This window comes from Azospirillum sp. TSO35-2, from assembly GCF_003116095.1.
Classification (GTDB): Bacteria; Pseudomonadota; Alphaproteobacteria; order Azospirillales; family Azospirillaceae; genus Azospirillum.
Genome location: NZ_LGRA01000018.1, coordinates 354,060 through 372,265, shown reverse-complemented (window position 1 = coordinate 372,265; position 18,206 = coordinate 354,060). Strand labels below are relative to the sequence as shown.

The 18,206-nt window shown below is 70.0% G+C and carries 18 protein-coding genes; 5 read left to right on the top strand and 13 right to left on the bottom strand.

The genetic code is table 11. The features are described from left to right. From TSO352_RS12580 to TSO352_RS32955, 12 genes are all read right to left on the bottom strand, one after another. Positions 1-2,358: a hypothetical protein gene (locus TSO352_RS12580; protein WP_109107669.1), complete on the bottom strand. Its 2,358-nt coding sequence runs from the start codon at positions 2,356-2,358 to the stop codon at positions 1-3. Beyond that, on the bottom strand, positions 2,355-2,987 hold the full coding sequence (locus TSO352_RS12575) for an outer membrane lipoprotein carrier protein LolA (RefSeq protein WP_109107668.1): 633 nt from the start codon (positions 2,985-2,987) through the stop codon (positions 2,355-2,357). Before TSO352_RS12575 ends, TSO352_RS12580 begins: the two co-directional genes overlap by 4 nt. After that, complete coding sequence (locus TSO352_RS12570) at positions 2,984-3,391, bottom strand: acyl-CoA thioesterase (RefSeq protein ID WP_109107667.1); 408 nt, start codon at positions 3,389-3,391, stop codon at positions 2,984-2,986. Before TSO352_RS12570 ends, TSO352_RS12575 begins: the two co-directional genes overlap by 4 nt. Next, positions 3,388-5,109, bottom strand: a complete 1,722-nt coding sequence (locus TSO352_RS12565; protein ID WP_109107666.1) for a glycosyltransferase family 2 protein — start codon at positions 5,107-5,109, stop codon at positions 3,388-3,390. Before TSO352_RS12565 ends, TSO352_RS12570 begins: the two co-directional genes overlap by 4 nt. Continuing rightward, the gene (locus TSO352_RS12560; RefSeq protein ID WP_146210756.1) at positions 5,106-6,827 is read right to left on the bottom strand and encodes an AMP-binding protein; all 1,722 of its coding nucleotides are present in this window, start codon (positions 6,825-6,827) and stop codon (positions 5,106-5,108) included. The genes TSO352_RS12565 and TSO352_RS12560 overlap by 4 nt, the downstream gene beginning before the upstream one ends. After that, complete coding sequence (locus TSO352_RS12555) at positions 6,824-7,369, bottom strand: hypothetical protein (protein WP_199231586.1); 546 nt, start codon at positions 7,367-7,369, stop codon at positions 6,824-6,826. The genes TSO352_RS12560 and TSO352_RS12555 overlap by 4 nt, the downstream gene beginning before the upstream one ends. A 10-nt stretch (positions 7,370-7,379) precedes the next feature. Further along, positions 7,380-7,628 (bottom strand): acyl carrier protein, encoded by a 249-nt coding sequence (locus tag TSO352_RS12550; RefSeq protein ID WP_109107664.1) that lies wholly within the window; start codon positions 7,626-7,628, stop codon positions 7,380-7,382. 6 nt (positions 7,629-7,634) lie between these two features. Further along, positions 7,635-7,895, bottom strand: coding sequence for a phosphopantetheine-binding protein (locus TSO352_RS12545; RefSeq protein WP_109107663.1), 261 nt, complete (start codon positions 7,893-7,895; stop codon positions 7,635-7,637). Next, positions 7,888-8,661: a lysophospholipid acyltransferase family protein gene (locus TSO352_RS12540; RefSeq protein WP_109107662.1), complete on the bottom strand. Its 774-nt coding sequence runs from the start codon at positions 8,659-8,661 to the stop codon at positions 7,888-7,890. The genes TSO352_RS12545 and TSO352_RS12540 overlap by 8 nt, the downstream gene beginning before the upstream one ends. Continuing rightward, a complete protein-coding gene (locus TSO352_RS33215; protein ID WP_158284580.1) occupies positions 8,654-9,409 on the bottom strand; it encodes a beta-ketoacyl synthase chain length factor in 756 nt (251 codons plus the stop codon). The genes TSO352_RS12540 and TSO352_RS33215 overlap by 8 nt, the downstream gene beginning before the upstream one ends. A gap of 14 nt (positions 9,410-9,423) precedes the next feature. After that, a complete protein-coding gene (locus tag TSO352_RS33210) occupies positions 9,424-9,831 on the bottom strand; it encodes a hypothetical protein (RefSeq protein WP_158284579.1) in 408 nt (135 codons plus the stop codon). 212 nt (positions 9,832-10,043) lie between these two features. Beyond that, a complete protein-coding gene (locus tag TSO352_RS32955; RefSeq protein WP_146210755.1) occupies positions 10,044-10,379 on the bottom strand; it encodes a hypothetical protein in 336 nt (111 codons plus the stop codon). Between the two features lie 356 nt (positions 10,380-10,735). Between TSO352_RS32955 and TSO352_RS12525 the strand changes: the two genes are divergently transcribed. Next, on the top strand, positions 10,736-11,359 hold the full coding sequence (locus TSO352_RS12525; RefSeq protein WP_247872065.1) for a DUF4396 domain-containing protein: 624 nt from the start codon (positions 10,736-10,738) through the stop codon (positions 11,357-11,359). Positions 11,360-11,598: 239 nt separating this feature from the next. Continuing rightward, the gene (locus tag TSO352_RS12520; protein ID WP_247872064.1) at positions 11,599-11,967 is read left to right on the top strand and encodes a YetF domain-containing protein; all 369 of its coding nucleotides are present in this window, start codon (positions 11,599-11,601) and stop codon (positions 11,965-11,967) included. An 18-nt stretch (positions 11,968-11,985) separates the two neighbouring features. Here TSO352_RS12520 and selD read toward each other — a convergent pair whose 3' ends face one another. Then, on the bottom strand, positions 11,986-13,092 hold the full coding sequence (gene selD, locus TSO352_RS12515; RefSeq protein WP_247872063.1) for a selenide, water dikinase SelD: 1,107 nt from the start codon (positions 13,090-13,092) through the stop codon (positions 11,986-11,988). 388 nt (positions 13,093-13,480) lie between these two features. On the opposite strand from selD, the gene TSO352_RS12510 reads away from it, so the two are divergent. Genes TSO352_RS12510 through TSO352_RS12500 form a run of 3 tightly spaced genes read left to right on the top strand, consistent with a single transcriptional unit; the run spans position 13,481 to position 18,203 of the window. Then, the gene (locus tag TSO352_RS12510; protein WP_109107659.1) at positions 13,481-14,563 is read left to right on the top strand and encodes a transglutaminase family protein; all 1,083 of its coding nucleotides are present in this window, start codon (positions 13,481-13,483) and stop codon (positions 14,561-14,563) included. 14 nt (positions 14,564-14,577) lie between these two features. Continuing rightward, complete coding sequence (locus TSO352_RS12505) at positions 14,578-15,231, top strand: cytochrome c3 family protein (protein ID WP_109107658.1); 654 nt, start codon at positions 14,578-14,580, stop codon at positions 15,229-15,231. Further along, a complete protein-coding gene (locus TSO352_RS12500) occupies positions 15,228-18,203 on the top strand; it encodes a TAT-variant-translocated molybdopterin oxidoreductase (RefSeq protein WP_109107657.1) in 2,976 nt (991 codons plus the stop codon). Before TSO352_RS12505 ends, TSO352_RS12500 begins: the two co-directional genes overlap by 4 nt. Positions 18,204-18,206: the final 3 nt, after the last annotated feature.

Genomic DNA, 18,206 nt, shown 5'->3' with positions numbered 1-18,206 from the left:
CTACACCGATTCATTCGTAATTGAACAGTTCACGCAGCGCGTCCGCGCCGACCGCCGCGCGGCCAGCGGCGCCAGCAGGAACGCCAGCGTGATCCCGAACAGCATGGTCAGGCCGAAGCCGTGCACGGCGGCGGCCCGGCTGACCACCAGCAGGCCGAAGGACAGCAACGTGGTCAGCGTCGCCAGCCACACCGCCAGCAGGGTGACCGGCTGCCGGCCCGCCCCCGCCTCGGCGCAGAACACGGCGTAATCCACCCCGATGGCCAGGATCAGGATCAGCGCCATGACGTGGAAGAAGGTGATGCTCTGCCCGGTCAGGGCGACCAGGGCCGGGGCGAGCGTCACGGCGGCCAGTGGCGGCAGCATGATCCACCCCACCCGCCGCCAGCCGTAGCGCCACGCCAGCGGCCCCACCATCAGCAACGCCGACACCGCCACCAGCAGCAAGGCCCGTTCGCGGTACTTGCCCAGCAGCGCGCTGAAATCCGCCGCCGGGTCCACCAGCTGGACGCCCTCCACCCCGGCCAGCGCGGCGCGCACGGCGGCGGGGTTGGTCAGCCCCTGCAAGGTCACGGCGTGCAGCCCCGGCCCCAGCACCAGATCGCCCAGCAACGGCACCGTCCCCACCGCGTCCGGCACAGCCAGGGGCGCCGGCGGCGCGGCGTCGGTGCTGCGGACGGCGTCCGGCAGGCCAGTCTGCGCCCGGTAGCCGTCGAGGAACGGCTCCTCCAGCGCGGTGCGGACCAGGGCGGCGTTGTCGCGCTGGCGGGCGGCGGAGGGGACAAAGGCGGCGGGCGACTGGTAGCCGGCGATGGCGCCGTCGCGCACCAGCCCGGCCAGACGCCCGGCCAGCGCCTCTTCCTTTTGCAGCGCCTGTTCGTCGGCGGCGGCGCGCACCAGCAGGAATTGCTGCGCGGTGGTGGCGCCGATCAGGCGCTGGATCTCCTCCTGCTGCCGGGTCAGGGCCGGGGATATCGCTTGAAGCCGCCGCACGTCGTCATCGACCTGCAGCCGCGCCATGCCGGCAACCCCGGCCAGCGCCAGGGCCACCAGCATCCCCAGCCGCAGCCGGCGCAGCCGCGGGATTTCCCAGAAGCGCCACAACCGTTCGGCGGCGCGCAGCATCCCCGCGCCATGCCGCACCGTTGTGCCGCGGTCGAGCAGGGGCAGCCACAGCACCACGGTGAGGAAGGAGGCCAGCAGCCCGGCGGCGGAGAACACCGCGATCTGCCGCAGCCCCGGAAAGGGCGCCAGCGCCAGCGTGGCGTAGCCGATCAGCGTGGTCGCCAGCCCCAGCACGATGGCCGGCCGCACATGGTCGAGCCGGTCCTTCGGCGTGGCGGTCCGGTCGTCGAACAGGCCGCTGCTGTAATGCAGCCCGTAATCCACCGCCACCCCGATCAGGCTGGTCCCGAACAGCAGGGCCGCGACGTGCAGTTCTCCGAACAGCAGCAGCCCGGCGGTGAAGCCCATGGCGATCCCCACCCCCAGCGCCAGCACATTGTGCAGCAGCGGCCCCACCCGCCGGAACACCACCAGGATCAGCAGCACGGTCCCGCCCAGCTCCAGCATGGACAGCAGCGTCGCCTCGGCGATCGCCGTGCTCGACCCGGCCTGGGCGAAGAAGATCGCCCCCAGCCGCTTGACCTGCAGACCGGGATGCGCGGCGGTCAGCGCGGCGACGGACGCGTCGAACGCCCCGACCACCCGGTCCTGCACGTCGAGGTCGAAGGGCTCGCGCGACAGGGTGGCGCCGACCAGGACCCAACTGGTGGCCCCCTCGGTCACGCTCAGCATGCCGTCGTCCAGCGTCAGCCGGGACAGCGGAAAGGGCAAGCCGGTCAGGAAGGACGGCAGCAGCAGGAAGGGGTCGTTGCGCAGCAGCCCGGCATCGGCCATGCCGCCGACGCCGAACAGTTGCGACAGTGCCCGCAGGGCCAAATCCTCCCCCCGGCCGGCCAGCAGGGCGGCGCGGTCGGGGTCGCTCAGCAGGCCATGGCGGTGGGGGAAATATAGGGCGCCCATGGCGCGCAGTCGGGCCGGGTCCATCCCCTCGTTGACGGCGGCGACCAGCCCGGTGGCGCCGAGGTCGGCGGCCAGGGTGGTGGCGGCGCCGCGGGCGGTGCCACGGTCGGCGGCCCCGACCAGGGCGATGACCCGGCGGCCCAGCGCACGGGACACCGCCTCGTTCGCGCGCTGAAGGGTCGGATCCTGCTCTTCCCGCGGCAGCAGGGCCAACAGGTCGGTGCGCAGCGGCAGCCCCGCCTGCACCCGCCAGCCGAGATAGGCGCAGCCGGACAGGACCACCAGCAGCCAGAGGAGCGCCGGCAGCCGGCCGGACAGGCGATGGCGGGTCATGGCGCCTTCAGGCCGCCCAGCAACTGCTCCTCGTCGGGGTCAGGCGCGGCGGTGGACAGCGCCTGGTCCAGGAAGGTCAGCCGGTCGCTGTCGCCGTCCGGCTTCACGATGTCGACCGTTTCCACGAAGCGGTTGCCGCGCACCTCGATCCGGCGGATCGGCATGGCGGGATCGTCGGCCTTCAGCGGGGTCAGCCGCAGGCTCCACCCCGACGGCCCGCTGTCGCGGGCGACGGCGAACGCGCCGTCCAGCGCCGACCAGTCGCCGGTCAGCGCCCCGCCCAGCATGGTGTACATCCGCGACATGAACGGCAGCTTGGCGGCGGACAGCCGCATGGTCTCGCTGCCCCGGACCTCCTGCATCAGCCCGGCCGGGTTCATCACCGTGGTGATGCCGAAGGGCTTTTCCACCCGCCAGACCAGGCCACGGCCGGGGGCCAGCAGGAAGCGCCCCTCGCTTTTCAGCGGCGTGTCGAACCCCTTGAGAACGCGCTCCTGCACGAAGCGCCCGCGCAGGATCTGCCCTTCGGCCAAGCGCACCGGATCGGCGGCCCCGGCGGGGTGGGCGGCGATGGCGGCCAGCATCAGCAGCAGCGCCGACAGCGCCGCCCGAACACGGAAACGGATCACAGCAGCGCCCTCACCTTCTCGATCAGCACGGCCGGCGATTCGAAGGCCAGCGACTGGTCCTCCAGCGCGACGGCGAGCTGGGTGGTGCGGGCCTTGGTCAGCAACTCGCCCGTGGCGGCGTCGTGGAGGCGGTAGTCGATGCGCAGGCGGTTTTCATACTCCACCAGCGAGGCGGTCACCCGCACCGTCTGGTTGAAGCGGATCGGGCGGACGTATTTCAGCTGCATGTCGACGATGGGCCACATGAAGCCCGACTCCGCCATCTCCGGGTAATTGTAGCCGATGCGGTCCAGCAGGGCACAACGTGCCTGCTCCAGATAGCGGGCGTAGTTGCCGTGCCAGACCACCTGCATGGGGTCGAGGTCGTAGAACTGCGCCTGGATCGTCACGTCGGCCGAGATCATGGGTCCCCCGTGGGCCCGGAAGCCCAGAAATCGAAGAAGTTGTACCATTGGAACGGGTCGGCCAGCGTGTGCCGCTCCAGGCTGCTGGCGAAGGCCGCGGCGTAGGCGGCCAGCGCGTCGGCACGGCGCTGGCGTGGCAGCTCGATCCGCTCGGCCAGACGCTCGGCGTAGAGCCGGTGGCGGTCGCCGTCGCGCCGGCAGAACAGCAGATAGACCGGGCATTCCAGCAGCGACGCCAGGATGTAGGGCCCCTGGGAGAAGGGTGCCGGTTCGCCCAGGAAGGGCACCGCGCTGACCCGGCCGCCGGCCGCCCCGCCGCCAACCACGACTGGGGTCCGATCGCCGGCGATCACCACCCAGGCGCCCTGCTCCACCCGCTCCTTCAGCGCGATGGCGGTGTCCGGCCCGATCTCCGTCACCTGGAAAGTGTTGACCGCGGCCTCCGGGTTGAACTCGCGCAGGACGCGGTTGTAGTTCTCGGCGTGGCGGGTGTGGACCAGGACCAGCAGCCGGCGCCGCGCCGCATCGTCCAGCAGGGCACGCGACAGGTCGACGTTGCCGACATGGGCGACGATGAAGACGGCCCCCTGGGCACTGGCCTCCGCCACGCGCAGGGCGTCCACCTCCGCCGGCTCGACGGTGCCGGCGTCCATCCCGCCGGTCCAGGCGGCGAAGGTGTCCAGCGCCCGCCCGGCGAAGGACAGGAAATGGCGGTAGCCGTCCCACCAGCCGGGGGCGCGCGCGATGCCCTTGGCGGCGAAGGCGCGCGCCAGGAAGGCGCGGGACACCCGACGCTGCTCCGTCCCGGTCAGGTAGAAATAGAGGACGATGGGCGCCAGCACCGCCATGCAGCCGCGTCGGCCGAACAGACGGTAGGCGGCGGCGCAGAAGCGTAGCCCCCAATACAGCCCCCGTTCCCCCAAGCCCGCCCAATGGCTCGGCCCCTTTGGAGGCGGTATGTCCAGCGGCGGCGGGCGGTTGGCCAGGATCGACGGCAACCGCGCCAGCATGGTGAAGACCAGCCGCGTGTGCATCCACGAGATGCGCAGGTTGTCCCGCAGCGTGTCGAAATTCGAGGTGTTGTCGGGCGGATAGGTGACCCGCACCGGCAGCTCCGCCACCGGCGTGCCGCGCCAGAACAGGCGGACCATGATCTCGGTGTCGAAATCCATCCGGCGCCCGACCGCCACGCCGGTTGCCAGCAGCGAGTCCACCGGGGCCAGCGGATAGACGCGGAACCCGCACATGGTGTCGCGCAAACGGAACGACAGGGTTTCCACCCACACCCAGACATGGGTGATCCACCGCCCGATGGCCCGCCCGGTGGGGATGCTGTCGTCATAGACCGGCCGGCCGGTCACCACCGCGTGGGGATGCCGACGGGCCAGGGCCAGCAGCCGGGGCACGGCGGCAAGGTCGTGCTGCCCATCGGCGTCGACCTGCACCGCGTGGGTGAAGCCGGCGGCCCGCGCCAGCCGGAAGCCCTCCATCACCGCGGCGCCCTTGCCCTGGTTCACCGCCAGCCGGTGAACGGTGACGCCGCCGGCCGGGTCGTGCAAGGCGGCCAGGACGGTCCGCGCCGGCTCGGCGCTGCCGTCATCGACCACGAACACCGGCAGCCCCTCGGCGCGCAGGGCGGCCACCACCGCGCCCACCACCCGCCAGTGGTCGTGGCTGGGCACGACGGCGCAGGCATGGAAGCCGGGCGACGCCGTCATGCGCCGTCGACCTTGATGGTGCCGGAGGTCAGGATCCCGCCGCCGTCGCGGTATTCGAAATTCAGGCGCCGACGTGCCGGTTCATGGCGCAGAAGCAGCGTGACGAGGCGGCCCGGCGTGATCACCCGGCGGAACTTCACCTGAAAATTCCGCGCCGCCCCGATCGACAGCCCAAGATGACGGTCGGCGTTCCTCACCGCCCAATCGAGCAGCGCCACCCCTGGCACGATGGGGAAGTCGGGGAAATGCCCCTCCAACGCCGCCAAGTCCGGCGCGATGACCAGATCCAGTTCGACACCGCCATCGACGGGGCGCAGCGCCTGCGCAGCGGGTTCGGTGGGTTTCACCGGCGTCTCCTCGATGAACAGGGCGGCAAGCGTAGCGCCGCCGCGCTTGCCCAGCGGCGCGGTCGGCACGCGGTCGACGAAGCGCCACAGCCGCGGCAGGCCCGCCGGTTCCTGCGTCGCCGCCAGCTCCCGCCGCAACAGGCGGCCGAACCGGAACGGCCCCAGCCCAGCCAGCCGTGCCGCCCCCGCCGGGCTGGGGACCACCGCCGCCCCCAGGCGCGGGCCGCCACCCTCACCCTCACCGTCCACCACCACCAGGGCGGCGTCGGCCACCCAGGGCAGGCGGGACAGCTGCTGTTCCACCTCGGCCAAGCTGACGCGCTTGCCCTCGATCTTCACCACGCCGTCGGCCCGGCCCAGCAGATGAAAACCGCCGTCCGCCGTGACCTCGACCCGGTCCGCCCCGTCGAACACCCCGTTGGGGGCGTAGGGGGACCGCACGCGCATCAGCCCGCTGTCCGTCCGCTCCACCCGATTGCCGGGCAAGGGGCGCCAGGGCGGCGCGCCACCATCCCCACCACGTTGACGCAGCGCGACGGCCCCGGTTTCGCTGCTGCCGAAAATCTCGGTGGGGGCGGTGCCCAACACGGCAGCCGCCATCCGCACCGCCGCCTCCGGCAGTGGGGCGCCGGCGGACAGCACCAGGCTGGGCCGCCGGTCGGCCGGCAGCGGCGCCAGACCCTCCAGGCGGTTCAGATGCGCCGGGCTGGTGATCAGTGCCGCCTCGGCGGACAGCGCCGCGAGCGCGGTTTCCCACAGCTCGTGCGCCTCCCCGGCAAAGGGCCGCCCGCTCGCCAGCGGCCAGCCCAGGCGGAAGGCCAAGCCGTAGGCATGCTGATGGGACACCGTCGCCAGCACCCAGGCCGCGGCAGGCACCGCAGCGCCCAGCGCCGCGTCCACCGTTGCCACCTCCCGCTCCAGATGCCGCAGGGTCTTGGCGACGCGCTTGGGCGCACCGGTCGAGCCGGAGGTGAAGACCACGAGCGGCGACGCCGGATCGAGCGCTGCCGGCGCCAGCCCGCCGTCCCCCGACTCCAGCCGCAGGCATGGTTCGGCGAGCGCAGCCCCGTCGGTCACCAACAGATCCCAGCCGCCGCGCAAATCCTCCAGCGTGCCGGGCTGGACGTTGTGGGGCAGGACCGCTTCGGCACCCGCCAGCCACAGGGCGAACAAGCCCACCGCCCCCCAATAGGCGTCGGCGGTGACCAGCAACCCCCGCCGGCACCCGGCCCGGCGCAGGCGCAGGGCGTTGGCGGTCACGTCGGAACGGAACCGGGCGTGGTCGATCACCACGCCGCCGCTGGACGCCAGCGGCCCGGCCCGGCCTTCGATCAGGAGGCGGCTCAGTCCATGGGCGGACAGCGCGGTCATCGCGCGGCTCCCCGCACCCGGCGGCGGACCAGCCATTCGCCGGCGAACAGCACCCCCATCGCCACATAGGACAGCAGCCCGGTCCACAGCGCCCATGCCGCGTCGCTGCCGGCGACCGCCAGGGCGGTGGCAACGGCGGCGTTGACCGTCAGCCACACCGCCCACACCCAGGTGACGGTGCGGCAATAAGCCTGACCTTCCGGCGGAAGATCCGGTTCGCGCAAGCGGGCCAACCGCTCGATCAGCGAGGGGGGATGGCGCAGCGTGACGGCGAAGGCCGCGGCGAATCCCAGGCTGAGCACCACGGGATAGGCGCGCGCCGCCAGCCATGGGTCCAGCGGCAACAGGGCCGCCATGGCCCCGGCGGCGGCCAACAGCGGCACGCGCCATACGCGCGCCGCCGCGCCACCCGACAGCACCAGCCGCAGCCCGATCAGACCCACCGCCACCGCCACGAATCCCGCCGGCGCCACCGTCTCGCGCGCGGCATAGACCAGAAGCGGATACAGCATGCCGGTGGCGGCCACGGTGATGGTCGCCAAAGGCAAGCCCTTAGGCGGCAAGAAGCGCCTGCACGCGGTCAAGAACATCGCCGACGGTGCGCACAGTCTTGAACTCCTCGGGCTTGAACTTGCGCCCGGTGAGAGCCTGAAGTTTCACCACGAGATCAACCGCGTCGATGCTATCCAGATCCAGATCTTCGAACAGGCGGGATTCGGGGGTAACCGTTCCCGACGGCACCTCGAACATCTCCTCCAGATAGCCTTTCAACTTTTCATAGACTTGGTCGCGGGTCAGCATGCCCGTTCACTCCGCTTTTTGTGAATGCACGAAGACCGCAAGGCTCTGCACATTGAAAAAATGCTTCTTAACGTTGTCCGTAGCGGAATCGATCTTGATACCGAAACGCTTGCGCAGGGCAATACCAAGCTCCAGGGCGTCAATGGAATCCAGGCCCAACCCCTCAACAAAAAGTGGTTCCAAACTGTCAATGTCCTCAGGCCGGATGTCTTCCAGCTTGAGAGAATCCACAATCAGCCTTTTAATCTCCAACTCCAGATCAACCATCAGCCAAACATTCCATGTAATACTCTTCGAGTTGGCGAACCAACTTACGAGCGGCGAGAGACCGGTACTTATAGCCCATCCATTGGCTAGCGTCCAGGCGCTCCCCAACCTGGACGTGAAACCGCGGACGGCGGGACGGAACCATCCACCACGGCTCCCCTTTTACCAGCGTCAATGGCCGGCAGATGATGGTGACGAGCTGGATGTCGGCCTCCAGCATCGTGGCGATGTTGGCGAAGCCGCGGCGAAAGCGCGGCGGTTCCCCCGGCGTGGTGCGGGTGCCTTCGGGGAAGATGATCAGGCTTTCGCCGCGGGCCATGGAGTCCCGGCACGCTCCCAGCAGCGCTTCCGGCTCCAGGTCGTTGCGGATGTACCCGGTCCCGCGCACCAGGCGTCCGAGATAGGGGCTGTCCCACAACGCCCCCTTGACGATGCACTGGCTGCGCGGCACCAGCCCCATCAGCAGCACGACATCCAGCAGGGTGGGATGGTTGGCGACGATCATCACGCCGGTGGCGGCGCGCAGCCGGTCGGCCCCGTCCACCGTCACTTCGATCACGCCCAGCCGTCGCAGGCTCCAGACATAGCCACGGAACAGCCAATGGACGAGCCGCTGGTTGCGCGCCCACCGCGTCGGTCCCGCCGGGGTCAGGAGGCTCACCAACGGAAACACCGTCAGGGCGAGGACCGCCCCGCCGCCGAACAGCGCGGCAAAGGCAAGCCCGGTGCAGACCTGACGCCGCAGATGATCCAGCCGCTCACCCATGATGCCGCCACGTCCAGACCATGCGCGCACCCGTCGACGTGACCGTCCGCTCCGGCGCCAGCAGGAAGCGCAGGAAATCCGACACGGCGGACAGGGCCGGCGGCGCCCCGTCGCGGTTCGGAGCAGCCTGGAACAGGATGTCGTCCCCCGCCTCCAGCAACAGGGCGCAAACCATGGGCAGCCCGGCGTCGCCGTCCTCACGGAACGCGGCGTAGGCGTCGGGCAGCGGATCGTCGCCATAGAGCAGAAGCACCGGCTCGCCCGGTCGCTCGGCCAGGAGCGCCGCAGCCTCCAGCAGGCCGAAGCCGAAGCTGTCCTCCCCGGCGGCAAGCGCCGTGTGGCCGGCGCGGTTGCCGGTGTGGATGGACAGCAGCCCGGCCAGCCCATGGTGGACCGACATGCTGAATTCCGTCGGCGACGGCGGATCACCCGCCGCCAGAGACTCCAGGATGGTCAGCGTCCGCCCCAGCTCGCCATGGCGGGAGGCCAGGACGTAGCGCGCCCGCGCCGCGCCGTCGCCGCAGGCCAACGCCGCCGCGATCAGCCTCTGCCCAAGCGGGGTCGCCCGCCGACGCAGCATCATGGGCAGGGCGGGCGGCGGCGCCTCGTCCACCGCCGACGGCGGGGCGCCGGCCCAGTCCCGCCACGCGGCGCGCGTCTCGCGCCCCGGCGTCCAGGCCGACCAGCGGCGCACGGCGAAGCGCAGCCCGGCTTGCGCGGGTCCGCTGCCGGGCAACAGGGGCTCCATCACCACGGCCCCGGTCACCGGTTCGCGCGGTGGAGGGACTGCTCGATCTCGTTCTCCAGCGCCTTGACGTTGGTGTTGTAGGCGCGGTGAACCGTTCCCCCCTGTTCCTTGAGGTTCGAGGTCATGACGTGTTCGATGCTGTAATGGTCCTGGGTGTAGCGGATGTTGACGACCATGGTGTGGGTCCGCCATTTCTGGGTGGCCCGCATCAGACCGGGCTGAAGCCGCTCGATGGTCCAGCGCCGCGCCGCCGCCGCTTCCACGATCGCCTGCTCGACCGACTTCATCGGCAGGGGCTGGGCCGCCGGCGGCACCGGATGGTCGGTGACGGTGTAGATCGGCTGCTGCCGGTTGCAGGCCGCCACTCCCAGCAGGGCCACCAACGCCAGACCCGCCGCCTTCCCACGCTTGGCCAGAACCATGTCGCCCCCTTTTCCCCCACAAGACCGTCCAACCCGGACGCCGCCTGTTCCGCGGCACGAGGCGCTGCATACCACACTCATATGATGGTGTGTATCGGTCCACTCGCCTTGTGATGGCAATGGAATCGTCGGGAGATAACCCTTCAGGATCAGGAATGAGCGCGGCGCACGGTTGTCCGCGACGCCCCTCGCCCGAATCGCCGGTGGACGGGTCAGTTCCGGCGGACGCTCAATTCCGCCAGCTTGGCCTGAATATCCTCGTCGAGGTTCGTGACCCACCGGTTGTAGGCCCGCTCCACCCCGTCATCGCGTTTTTCCATAGTCTTCGCGGTGACCAGAACGGTCCTGTCGCTTTCGCCGGAGAAGATGACGTCGGTCTCGACGTACCACGGCCACCGTTTGAAACAGCTGGCGCGCACCTGCCCGTCTTCGATGCGCCGGAATCGCCAACCACGCCGAGCTCCGGCTTCTGTGGTCGCCCCTTCGATCGCCGCCAGCGGGAGCGCCTGTACGCGTGACGGTAGCGGATGTTCCAGCGTGGTCGGCATCGCCCGTGTTTGACATCCGGCAATGACCAGGGCGGCGGCTGGGCACGCCCGCTTCCGTTCCGACGGATGCAGGAGGGAATCCCGTCCGCTGAATGGAGAAAGATCAGGGCGAACCCTGGCGGCCCGGCAATTTGACTTTGGTTTAGCAACGCCCCGTCGGCCGGAACCCGTCGCAGCGAACCGAGTTGACCCCTGTCTTGGACGACGCTTTCCACCCTGTTCACGAAACCGCAGAGGTTCGCCTGATGATACCCTCCTGGCTTCATCTCCTGTCCGTCACCGCCCTGCTGTTCGGCGGGCTGTGCGCGCTGGTCGTGTTAGTGGACGTCGTCCATCATCCGCAGCACATGTAGATCATGAATGTCGTCTGGCCGGTGACCGCGTTGTTCGGAACGGTCCTGACCCTGTGGGCCTACTTCACCTATGGCCGGCTGGCGACGCATGAGAAGGCACAGCGGGCGATGGACCGGCACGAGGAGATGCCGAGCAAGCGCGAGACACCGTTTCCGATGATGGTTGCCAAGGGTGCGGCCCACTGTGGCAGCGGCTGCACGCTGGGCGACATTGTCGCCGAGTGGCTGGCGGTGTTCGCGCCGACGGTGGCGGTGTGGTTCGGCTGGCGCAGCCTGTTCGCCGAGAAGATGTTCGCAGTGTGGATCGTCGACTTCCTCTTCGCCTTCGTGTTCGGCGTGGCATTCCAGTATTTCACGATCAAGCCGATGCGCAACCTGTCGCCACTCCAGGGCCTTGTGCAGGCGGTGAAGGCCGACGCGGCGTCGCTGACGGCGTGGCAGGTCGGCATGTACGGCTTCATGGCCTTCGCCGCCTTCTACCTGTTCCGCCATGTGCTGGGCGTCGGGCTGGAACCGGCATCACCGGAGTTCTGGTTCATGATGCAGATCGCGATGCTCTGCGGCTTCGTCACCGCCTACCCGGTGAACTGGTGGCTGATCGCATCCGGCGTGAAGGAAAAGATGTAGGGGGATTCCGGTCCCTTCAGTCCGGCCTGCCTCCTATTCGCCATTGTGCCGCGGGACGCCCCCTCCGGAGACTGGAGGCATGATGAGTGGAGCGGCTCTGGCCGTCGCCCTGGCCTATTTCGGGTTCCTGTTCGCCATCGCCTCCTGGGGATACCGCAGGGCGCGGCGTTTCCTGCCCGCGCTCTCCATGCCCACGGCCACCGGGGTTGCCCGGCATTTGCCGGCGCAACAGCTCCTCCATGAGATCGCGCAACGGGCCGTCGGGCAGCATGGGGAAGGTGGCGCTGGCCGAAGGCGTTCTGGCATTGGCGCTGCTGATCCTGCTGCAGTACGCCATCACTTGGCTGTCGGTGCGCTCGCCGCGCTTCCAGGCGATCATCAAGGCGCAGCCGACACTGCTGGTCTATCGCGGCGATTTCGTAGCGTCGGCGATGGTACGGCAACGTGTCACCCGCGAAGAGGTGATGGCCGTCCTGCGCGCGCAGGGAAACAAACAACTCGACGGCGTGCTGGCGGTGGTCCTGGAGACCGACGGCTCCTTCAGCGTCGTGCCGGGACCGAGTTCCGACCCCGCCCCGCCGACGCTCGAAGCCGTAGCCCGTCTTTGATCAGGGCAGTGGGACCGGTCAGGTCACGCGCACCTCCACCGGGCCGTCACCCGGTTGCCCCTCCAGCCGTCCGATGACCCGGGCACTGTCATGGCCGTGCCGGCGGAAGATGTCCAGCACCGCACCCACCCGTTCGGCGGCGCAGGCGACCAGCAGCCCGCCGCTGGTCTGCGGATCGGTCATCAGCTTGCGCCGGATCGCCTCCTGCTCGTCCGTCCAGCCGGCGGGAAGACGCACCTCCGCCCCATAGCTCGCCCAGTTGCGCGTGGAGGCTCCGGTGGTGTGGCCGGCCTGCGCCAGTTCGTGCGTGTCGGGGAAAAACGGCAGGTCGCCGAAGCGGATGTCCGCCGACACGCGGGAACCGCGGCAGATTTCCAGCAGATGGCCGAGCAGACCGAAGCCGGTGACGTCGGTCACGGCATGCACGCCGTCCAACGCGGCCAGATCACCGCCGGGGGTGTTGAGGCACGTCGTGCTGTCGATCATTCGGCGGTATGCCTCCTCCCCAAGCGCGCCCTTCTTCAGCGCCGCGCTGTAGACCCCGATCCCCAGCGGCTTGCCCAGCACCAGCAGGTCGCCCGGCCGGGCGCTGCTGTTGCGCAGCACGTGGTCGGGATGGACCAGCCCCAGCGCGACCAGACCGTAAATCGGCTCCCGCGAATCGATGGAATGCCCGCCGGCGACCGGGATGCCGGCGGCGGCGCAGGCGGACTGCCCGCCTTCCAGCACGCGGCGGATGGCGTCGGGCGGCAGGCTGTCGATGGGCATTCCGACGATCGCCAGCGCCAGGATCGGCCGGCCGCCCATGGCGTAGATGTCCGACAGCGCATTGGTCGCGGCGATGCGGCCGAAGTCGAAGGGATCGTCGACGATGGGCATGAAGAAATCGGTGGTCGCAACCAGGGCCTGATCGTCGTTCAGTCGATAGACGGCGGCGTCATCGGCGGTGGAGGCGTCGACGATCAGCTCCGGCGGAAGGATCTGGCCCGGCAGGGTGGCGAGCAGCCCTTGCAGCACGCCGGGCGCGATCTTGCAGCCGCAGCCGCCGCCATGGGCGAGCGAGGTCAGGCGCGGTGCGTCCGACGGCATGGTGCCGACGAGGTCCGTGGGCGCGGATGCGGTCATGTCTCGTCCTTCAACGCACAGGAGGTGCGGGATCGCGCCGTTGAACAGGTGGGATCGCCCTCCAGGCCGGGAAGGTCATCACGGTGCCCGCGGACGGGCAACTGATCTGTCGGTGGACGTCCCGACGGAGCGCCCGGTCGAAAGCGGATACCCTCCCGATGAAGAGGAATTCCAAGGGTCCGACCGCTTGGTGCCGGATGCCCGGAGCAGTCGGGCTAGCCCGATGGAAGCCATGGAACCGGATCGCGAATGGGGACTTGTACGGATGAATGCCAAGCCGATGCCGTTCCCTCGCCCCATTCTTCGCCCCGGTCAAACACACCCGAGTCAAACACACCCGACATCGAGCCCACCCGACATCGGGCCGAAAAATCAGGGAGACGCAGCCATGGACCGACGCCGCTTCCTCAAAGCGGCTGCAGCAGCCGGACTGGTGGCTGCCGCAGGGCCGACGCGCGTTGCGCAAGCCGCCGCCACCGAAGGCTTCGGCAATCCGACGGCCGACCGCCGCTGGCGACACTTCGAGATCCGCCACACCATAGAACTGGCCGAGGGCAAGGGTCCGGCACGGCTCTGGGTTCCGGTGGCGCAGGCGGCCGGCGACTATCAGCGGGCGCGTGATGCGGCATGGTCAACCACCGCCGACCGGACAGCTCTGGTGCATGATCCCCGCTATGGTGCCGGGATGCTGCGCGCCGACTGGGACGGCCCGGGTCCGCAGACCGTCGAGCTGGTGCAGGTCGTGGAGACGCGCGACCGGCTGCCCGGCGACCGTGCCGCGCAGCCCGCCGACCCGGCGGAGCTGCGGCTCTACCGGCAGCCGACACCCAGCATGCCAACTGATGGAATCGTCCGGGAAACGGCGATGCGCATCGTCGCGGGACTGGACGCGCCGGAAGCGCGGCTGCGGGCCATCTACGACTGGGTGGTCGACAACAGCTTCCGCGACGCCGCCACCCGCGGCTGCGGGCTGGGCAACATCGCGACCATGCTTGAGACCGGCTATCTCGGCGGCAAATGCGCGGACATCAACGGGCTGATGGTCGGCTTGGCCCGCGCCGCGGGCTTCCCCGCCCGCGAGGTTTACGGCATCCGGGTTGCCGACTCCACGCTGGCCAACAGCCTTGGGCGTTCGGGCGACATCTCCAAGGCCCAGCACTGCCGGGCGGAGGTCCACCTGGATGGCCGCGGCTGGTTCGCGGTCGATCCCGCCGACGTGCGCAAGGTGATGCTGGAAGAGGGACGAGGTCTCGGCCATCCGCGCGTGGTTGCGCTGCGCGAACGGCTGTTCGGAAGCTGGGAGATGAACTGGATCGGCTACAACAGCGCGCGCGATTTCCAGCCGGCCGAGGCACCGCGCCCGCTGGGCTTCCTGATGTATCCCTATGCGGCGACAGCCGGCGGCGAACCGGACTGTCTCGATCCGGCGACCTTCCGCTACGGCATCACCTCTCGGGAACTGCCGGCGTGACGGAGGATTGAGCCGTGGCGGGAGTCTTCAGCCCAACCGCCAACATCGTCACCAAGCTGGTGCTCTACGGGCTGCTCGGCGGGCTGGTCACGCTGGCCGGCGGCGCCTGGTTCTTTCCCAGCACCACCTACGCCACCGGGGAGGGGATCGTGCAGCCGCAGCCGGTGCCGTTCAGCCACGAACACCATGTCGGCGGGCTCGGGCTCGACTGCCGCTATTGCCACACGTCGGTCGAGGTGTCGGCGACCGCCGGGCTGCCGCCGACGCACACCTGCATGACCTGCCATTCCCAGATCTGGACCAACGCCGGCCTGCTGGCCCCGGTGCGCCAGAGCCTCGCCACTGGGAAGCCGATCCGCTGGAACCGCGTCAACACCCTGCCCGACTACGTCTTCTTCAACCACGGCATCCACGTCGCCAAGGGCGTCGCCTGCACGACCTGCCATGGCCCGGTCGACCGGATGCCGCTGACCTGGAAGGGAGCGAGCCTGCGGATGAGCTGGTGCCTCGACTGCCACCGCGACCCGGCCCCGAACCTGCGCCCGAAGGAGGCGGTCTTCGACACCGACTGGAAGCGCACCGCCGCGACCCCGTCCGGCGAACAGCTGATGACCCGCTACCACATCCATCCCGAGACCTTGTCCGATTGCTCGGTGTGCCACCGATGACGACGCGGCGGGAGGACTTGGCCCGGCGGATCGAGGGGCGTCTGGCCGGCAAGAGCGGCCGGGCGCTGTGGCGCAGCCTGGACGAGCTGTCGCGTGAGCCGGCGGTGCTGGAGACGCTGCGCACCGAGTTCCCCGGCCTGCCGGACCTCGCGGAGGCGCGCGTCGGCCGCCGCCGGCTGCTGGAACTGATGGGCGCCTCCTTCGCACTGGCCGGGCTGTCGGGTTGCGCACCGGCGGAGGCGCCGGGCGAGGCGATCCCCTATGTCACCATGCCGCCAGGACTGGTGCCCGGCGTCGCCCGCCATTTCGCCACCGCCGTCACCCGCGGCGGCTATGCCGATGGCGTGCTGGCGATCCACCAGATGGGGCGCCCGGTGCAGTTGGAGGGCAATCCCGACCATCCCGCCAGCCTGGGCGCGCTCGATCCGATCATCCAGGCGAGCATCCTCGACCTCTACGACCCCGACCGCTCGCGCACCATGCTGACCGCCGGTCGGGTTGCGAGCGCCAATGGGATGGTCAAGGCGCTGTTCGACCGCCTGCCCGCCCTGACCGCACGCGGCGGCGACGGGCTGCGGCTGCTGACCGGCACCGTCACCTCCCCCACGCTGGCACGGCAGATCGGCGCGTTGAAGCGGCGTTTTCCGGCGATGCGGTGGCACCGGTGGGAAGCCGATGGACGCGACGCGGTGCGGACCGGGGCGGTGCTGGCCTTTGGGCGGCCGGTGGACGCGGTGCTGCACCTCGACCAAGCGAAGGTGATCCTGGCGGTGGAGAGCGATGTCCTCGACAGCGCGCCCGGCCATCTGCGCTACGCCCGCGACTTCGCCCGCCGCCGCCGCGCCCCGGAGGAGGGGCGGCCGGAGGAGATGAGCCGCCTCTATGCGGTGGAAAGCATGCCGACCCTGGCCGGAGCCCGTGCCGACCACCGCTTCGCCGCTGGCCCGGACGGGGTCGAGGCGGTGGTCCGCGCGCTGGCTGCCGAGCTTGGCGCCGGGCCGGCGGAGTGGCGGCAGGGTGCTCCTGGCTGGCTGGCCGCCGTCGTCCGCGACCTGTCCGCCAACCGCGGGGCAGCGCTGGTCCATGCCGGGCCGGCGCAGTCGCCCGCGGTCCATGCGCTGGTCCACGCCATCAACGAGGCGCTGGGCGCACCGGGCCGGACGGTGAGCTACATCGAGCCGGTGGAGGCCGATCCGGTCGACCACGGGGAATCGCTCAAAGGGCTGGCCGCCGACATGGCGGCGGGGCGGGTCGACACGCTGCTGATCCTGGGCGGCAACCCGGCTTTCACCGCGCCGGCCGACCTCGACTTTGCCCGGACACTCGGGAAGGTGCCGTTTTCCATCCATCTCGGCTCCGCGGTGGACGAGACCGCCGTCCTCTGCACATGGCATATCCCGGAGGCGCATGAGCTGGAACGCTGGGGCGATGCGCGGGCCTTCAACGGCACCGTCACCATCCAGCAGCCGCAGACCCGGCCGTTGTGGGGCGGCTGGTCGCCGCATGAATTGCTGGCCGTCTTCGATGGGGAAACCCGCCCCGACGGCTACGCCATCCTCCGCGCCACCTGGATGGAGAGCTTCCAGGGCAAGGGCGATGCGGAGCAGCAGTGGACCGATGCCCTGCGGCTGGGCGTGGTGGCGGACAGCGCCGCCGCACCGGCTTCCGTTTCGCTGCTGCCCGATCTGGCGACCCGGCTGCCGGCTGCCCCTGCGCGACCGGATGGCGGCACGCTGACCGCCCTGTTCCGGCCGGACCCGTGGCTGCGCGACGGACGTTACGCCAATCTCGGCTGGCTGCAGGAATTGCCGCGCCCCTTCACCACCCTGACCTGGGACAACGCCCTGCTGATGGCGCCGGCCACCGCGGAGCGGCTGGGCCTGCAGAATGAGGATGTGGTGGAGGTGCGAACCACCACCGGCCATCTCCGCGCGCCGGTCTGGCGGGTGACCGGCCATGCCCCCGACTGCGTCACCCTACCCTTCGGCTTCGGCCGCAAGGTGGTGGGCCGGGTCGGGCGCGGTGTCGGCTTCGACGCCTTCCGGCTGCGGCCGCTTGACCATTTGTGGCGATTGCCGGGGGTGGAGCTGCGCAAGACCGGGGAGACCTACCGGCTGGCCGCCACCCAGCACCACCAGATGATCGACAGCCCCGACGTGGTCCGTCACGCCACGCTGGACGAGTTCCGCCACGACCCCGGCTTCGCCAAGCGCAAGGAACCCAGTCAGTCGCTCTACCCCGACCACGACTATCCGCGGAACGCCTGGGGCATGGCGATCAACCTCAACTCCTGCATTGGATGCAGCGCCTGCACCGCCGCCTGCCAGGGGGAGAACAACATCGCCGTCGTCGGCAAGGACGAGGTGCTGCGGAACCGCCAGATGCACTGGATCCGCGTCGACACCTGGTACGAAGGCGAGGCGGAGGCACCGGACCAGACCTATTTCCAGCCGATGCCCTGCATGCATTGCGAGAACGCGCCCTGCGAGGTGGTCTGCCCGGTCGGCGCCACCATGCACGACACCGACGGGCTGAACGTGATGGTCTACAACCGCTGCGTCGGCACCCGCTTCTGTTCGAACAACTGTCCCTACAAGGTCCGGCGCTTCAACTATTTCAACTATGCCGGGGACGACAACCGGCTGTCGCAGTCGTGGAACCCCGACGTGTCGGTGCGGGCGCGCGGTGTCATGGAGAAATGCACCTATTGCATCCAGCGCATCCGCGAGGCCCGCATCGCCGCCGACCGCGAGAGCCGGCCGATCCGCGACGGCGAGGTGAAGACCGCCTGCCAGCAGGCCTGCCCGGCCGAGGCCATCGTCTTCGGCGACCTGAACGACCCCGACAGCGCGGTCAGCCACCGCAAGGCGAGCCCGCTGGACTATGGCGTGCTGACCGAACTGAACACGAAGCCGCGCACGACCTTTGAAGCACGGCTGCGCAACCCCAACCCCGACATCCAGGAGGCGTGAGCC

Coding starts and splice junctions, on each gene's coding strand:
- TSO352_RS12545 (WP_109107663.1), bottom strand. CDS start 7,895: ATGGTTGATCTGGAGTTGGAGATTAAAAGGCTGATTGTGGATTCTCTC.
- TSO352_RS12510 (WP_109107659.1), top strand. CDS start 13,481: ATGGACCGACGCCGCTTCCTCAAAGCGGCTGCAGCAGCCGGACTGGTG.
- TSO352_RS12550 (WP_109107664.1), bottom strand. CDS start 7,628: ATGCTGACCCGCGACCAAGTCTATGAAAAGTTGAAAGGCTATCTGGAG.
- TSO352_RS12580 (WP_109107669.1), bottom strand. CDS start 2,358: ATGACCCGCCATCGCCTGTCCGGCCGGCTGCCGGCGCTCCTCTGGCTG.
- TSO352_RS12565 (WP_109107666.1), bottom strand. CDS start 5,109: ATGACGGCGTCGCCCGGCTTCCATGCCTGCGCCGTCGTGCCCAGCCAC.
- TSO352_RS33210 (WP_158284579.1), bottom strand. CDS start 9,831: ATGGTTCTGGCCAAGCGTGGGAAGGCGGCGGGTCTGGCGTTGGTGGCC.
- selD (WP_247872063.1), bottom strand. CDS start 13,092: ATGACCGCATCCGCGCCCACGGACCTCGTCGGCACCATGCCGTCGGAC.
- TSO352_RS12560 (WP_146210756.1), bottom strand. CDS start 6,827: ATGACCGCGCTGTCCGCCCATGGACTGAGCCGCCTCCTGATCGAAGGC.
- TSO352_RS12500 (WP_109107657.1), top strand. CDS start 15,228: ATGACGACGCGGCGGGAGGACTTGGCCCGGCGGATCGAGGGGCGTCTG.
- TSO352_RS12570 (WP_109107667.1), bottom strand. CDS start 3,391: ATGATCTCGGCCGACGTGACGATCCAGGCGCAGTTCTACGACCTCGAC.
- TSO352_RS32955 (WP_146210755.1), bottom strand. CDS start 10,379: ATGCCGACCACGCTGGAACATCCGCTACCGTCACGCGTACAGGCGCTC.
- TSO352_RS12520 (WP_247872064.1), top strand. CDS start 11,599: ATGAGATCGCGCAACGGGCCGTCGGGCAGCATGGGGAAGGTGGCGCTG.
- TSO352_RS12525 (WP_247872065.1), top strand. CDS start 10,736: ATGAATGTCGTCTGGCCGGTGACCGCGTTGTTCGGAACGGTCCTGACC.
- TSO352_RS12540 (WP_109107662.1), bottom strand. CDS start 8,661: ATGGGTGAGCGGCTGGATCATCTGCGGCGTCAGGTCTGCACCGGGCTT.
- TSO352_RS33215 (WP_158284580.1), bottom strand. CDS start 9,409: ATGGAGCCCCTGTTGCCCGGCAGCGGACCCGCGCAAGCCGGGCTGCGC.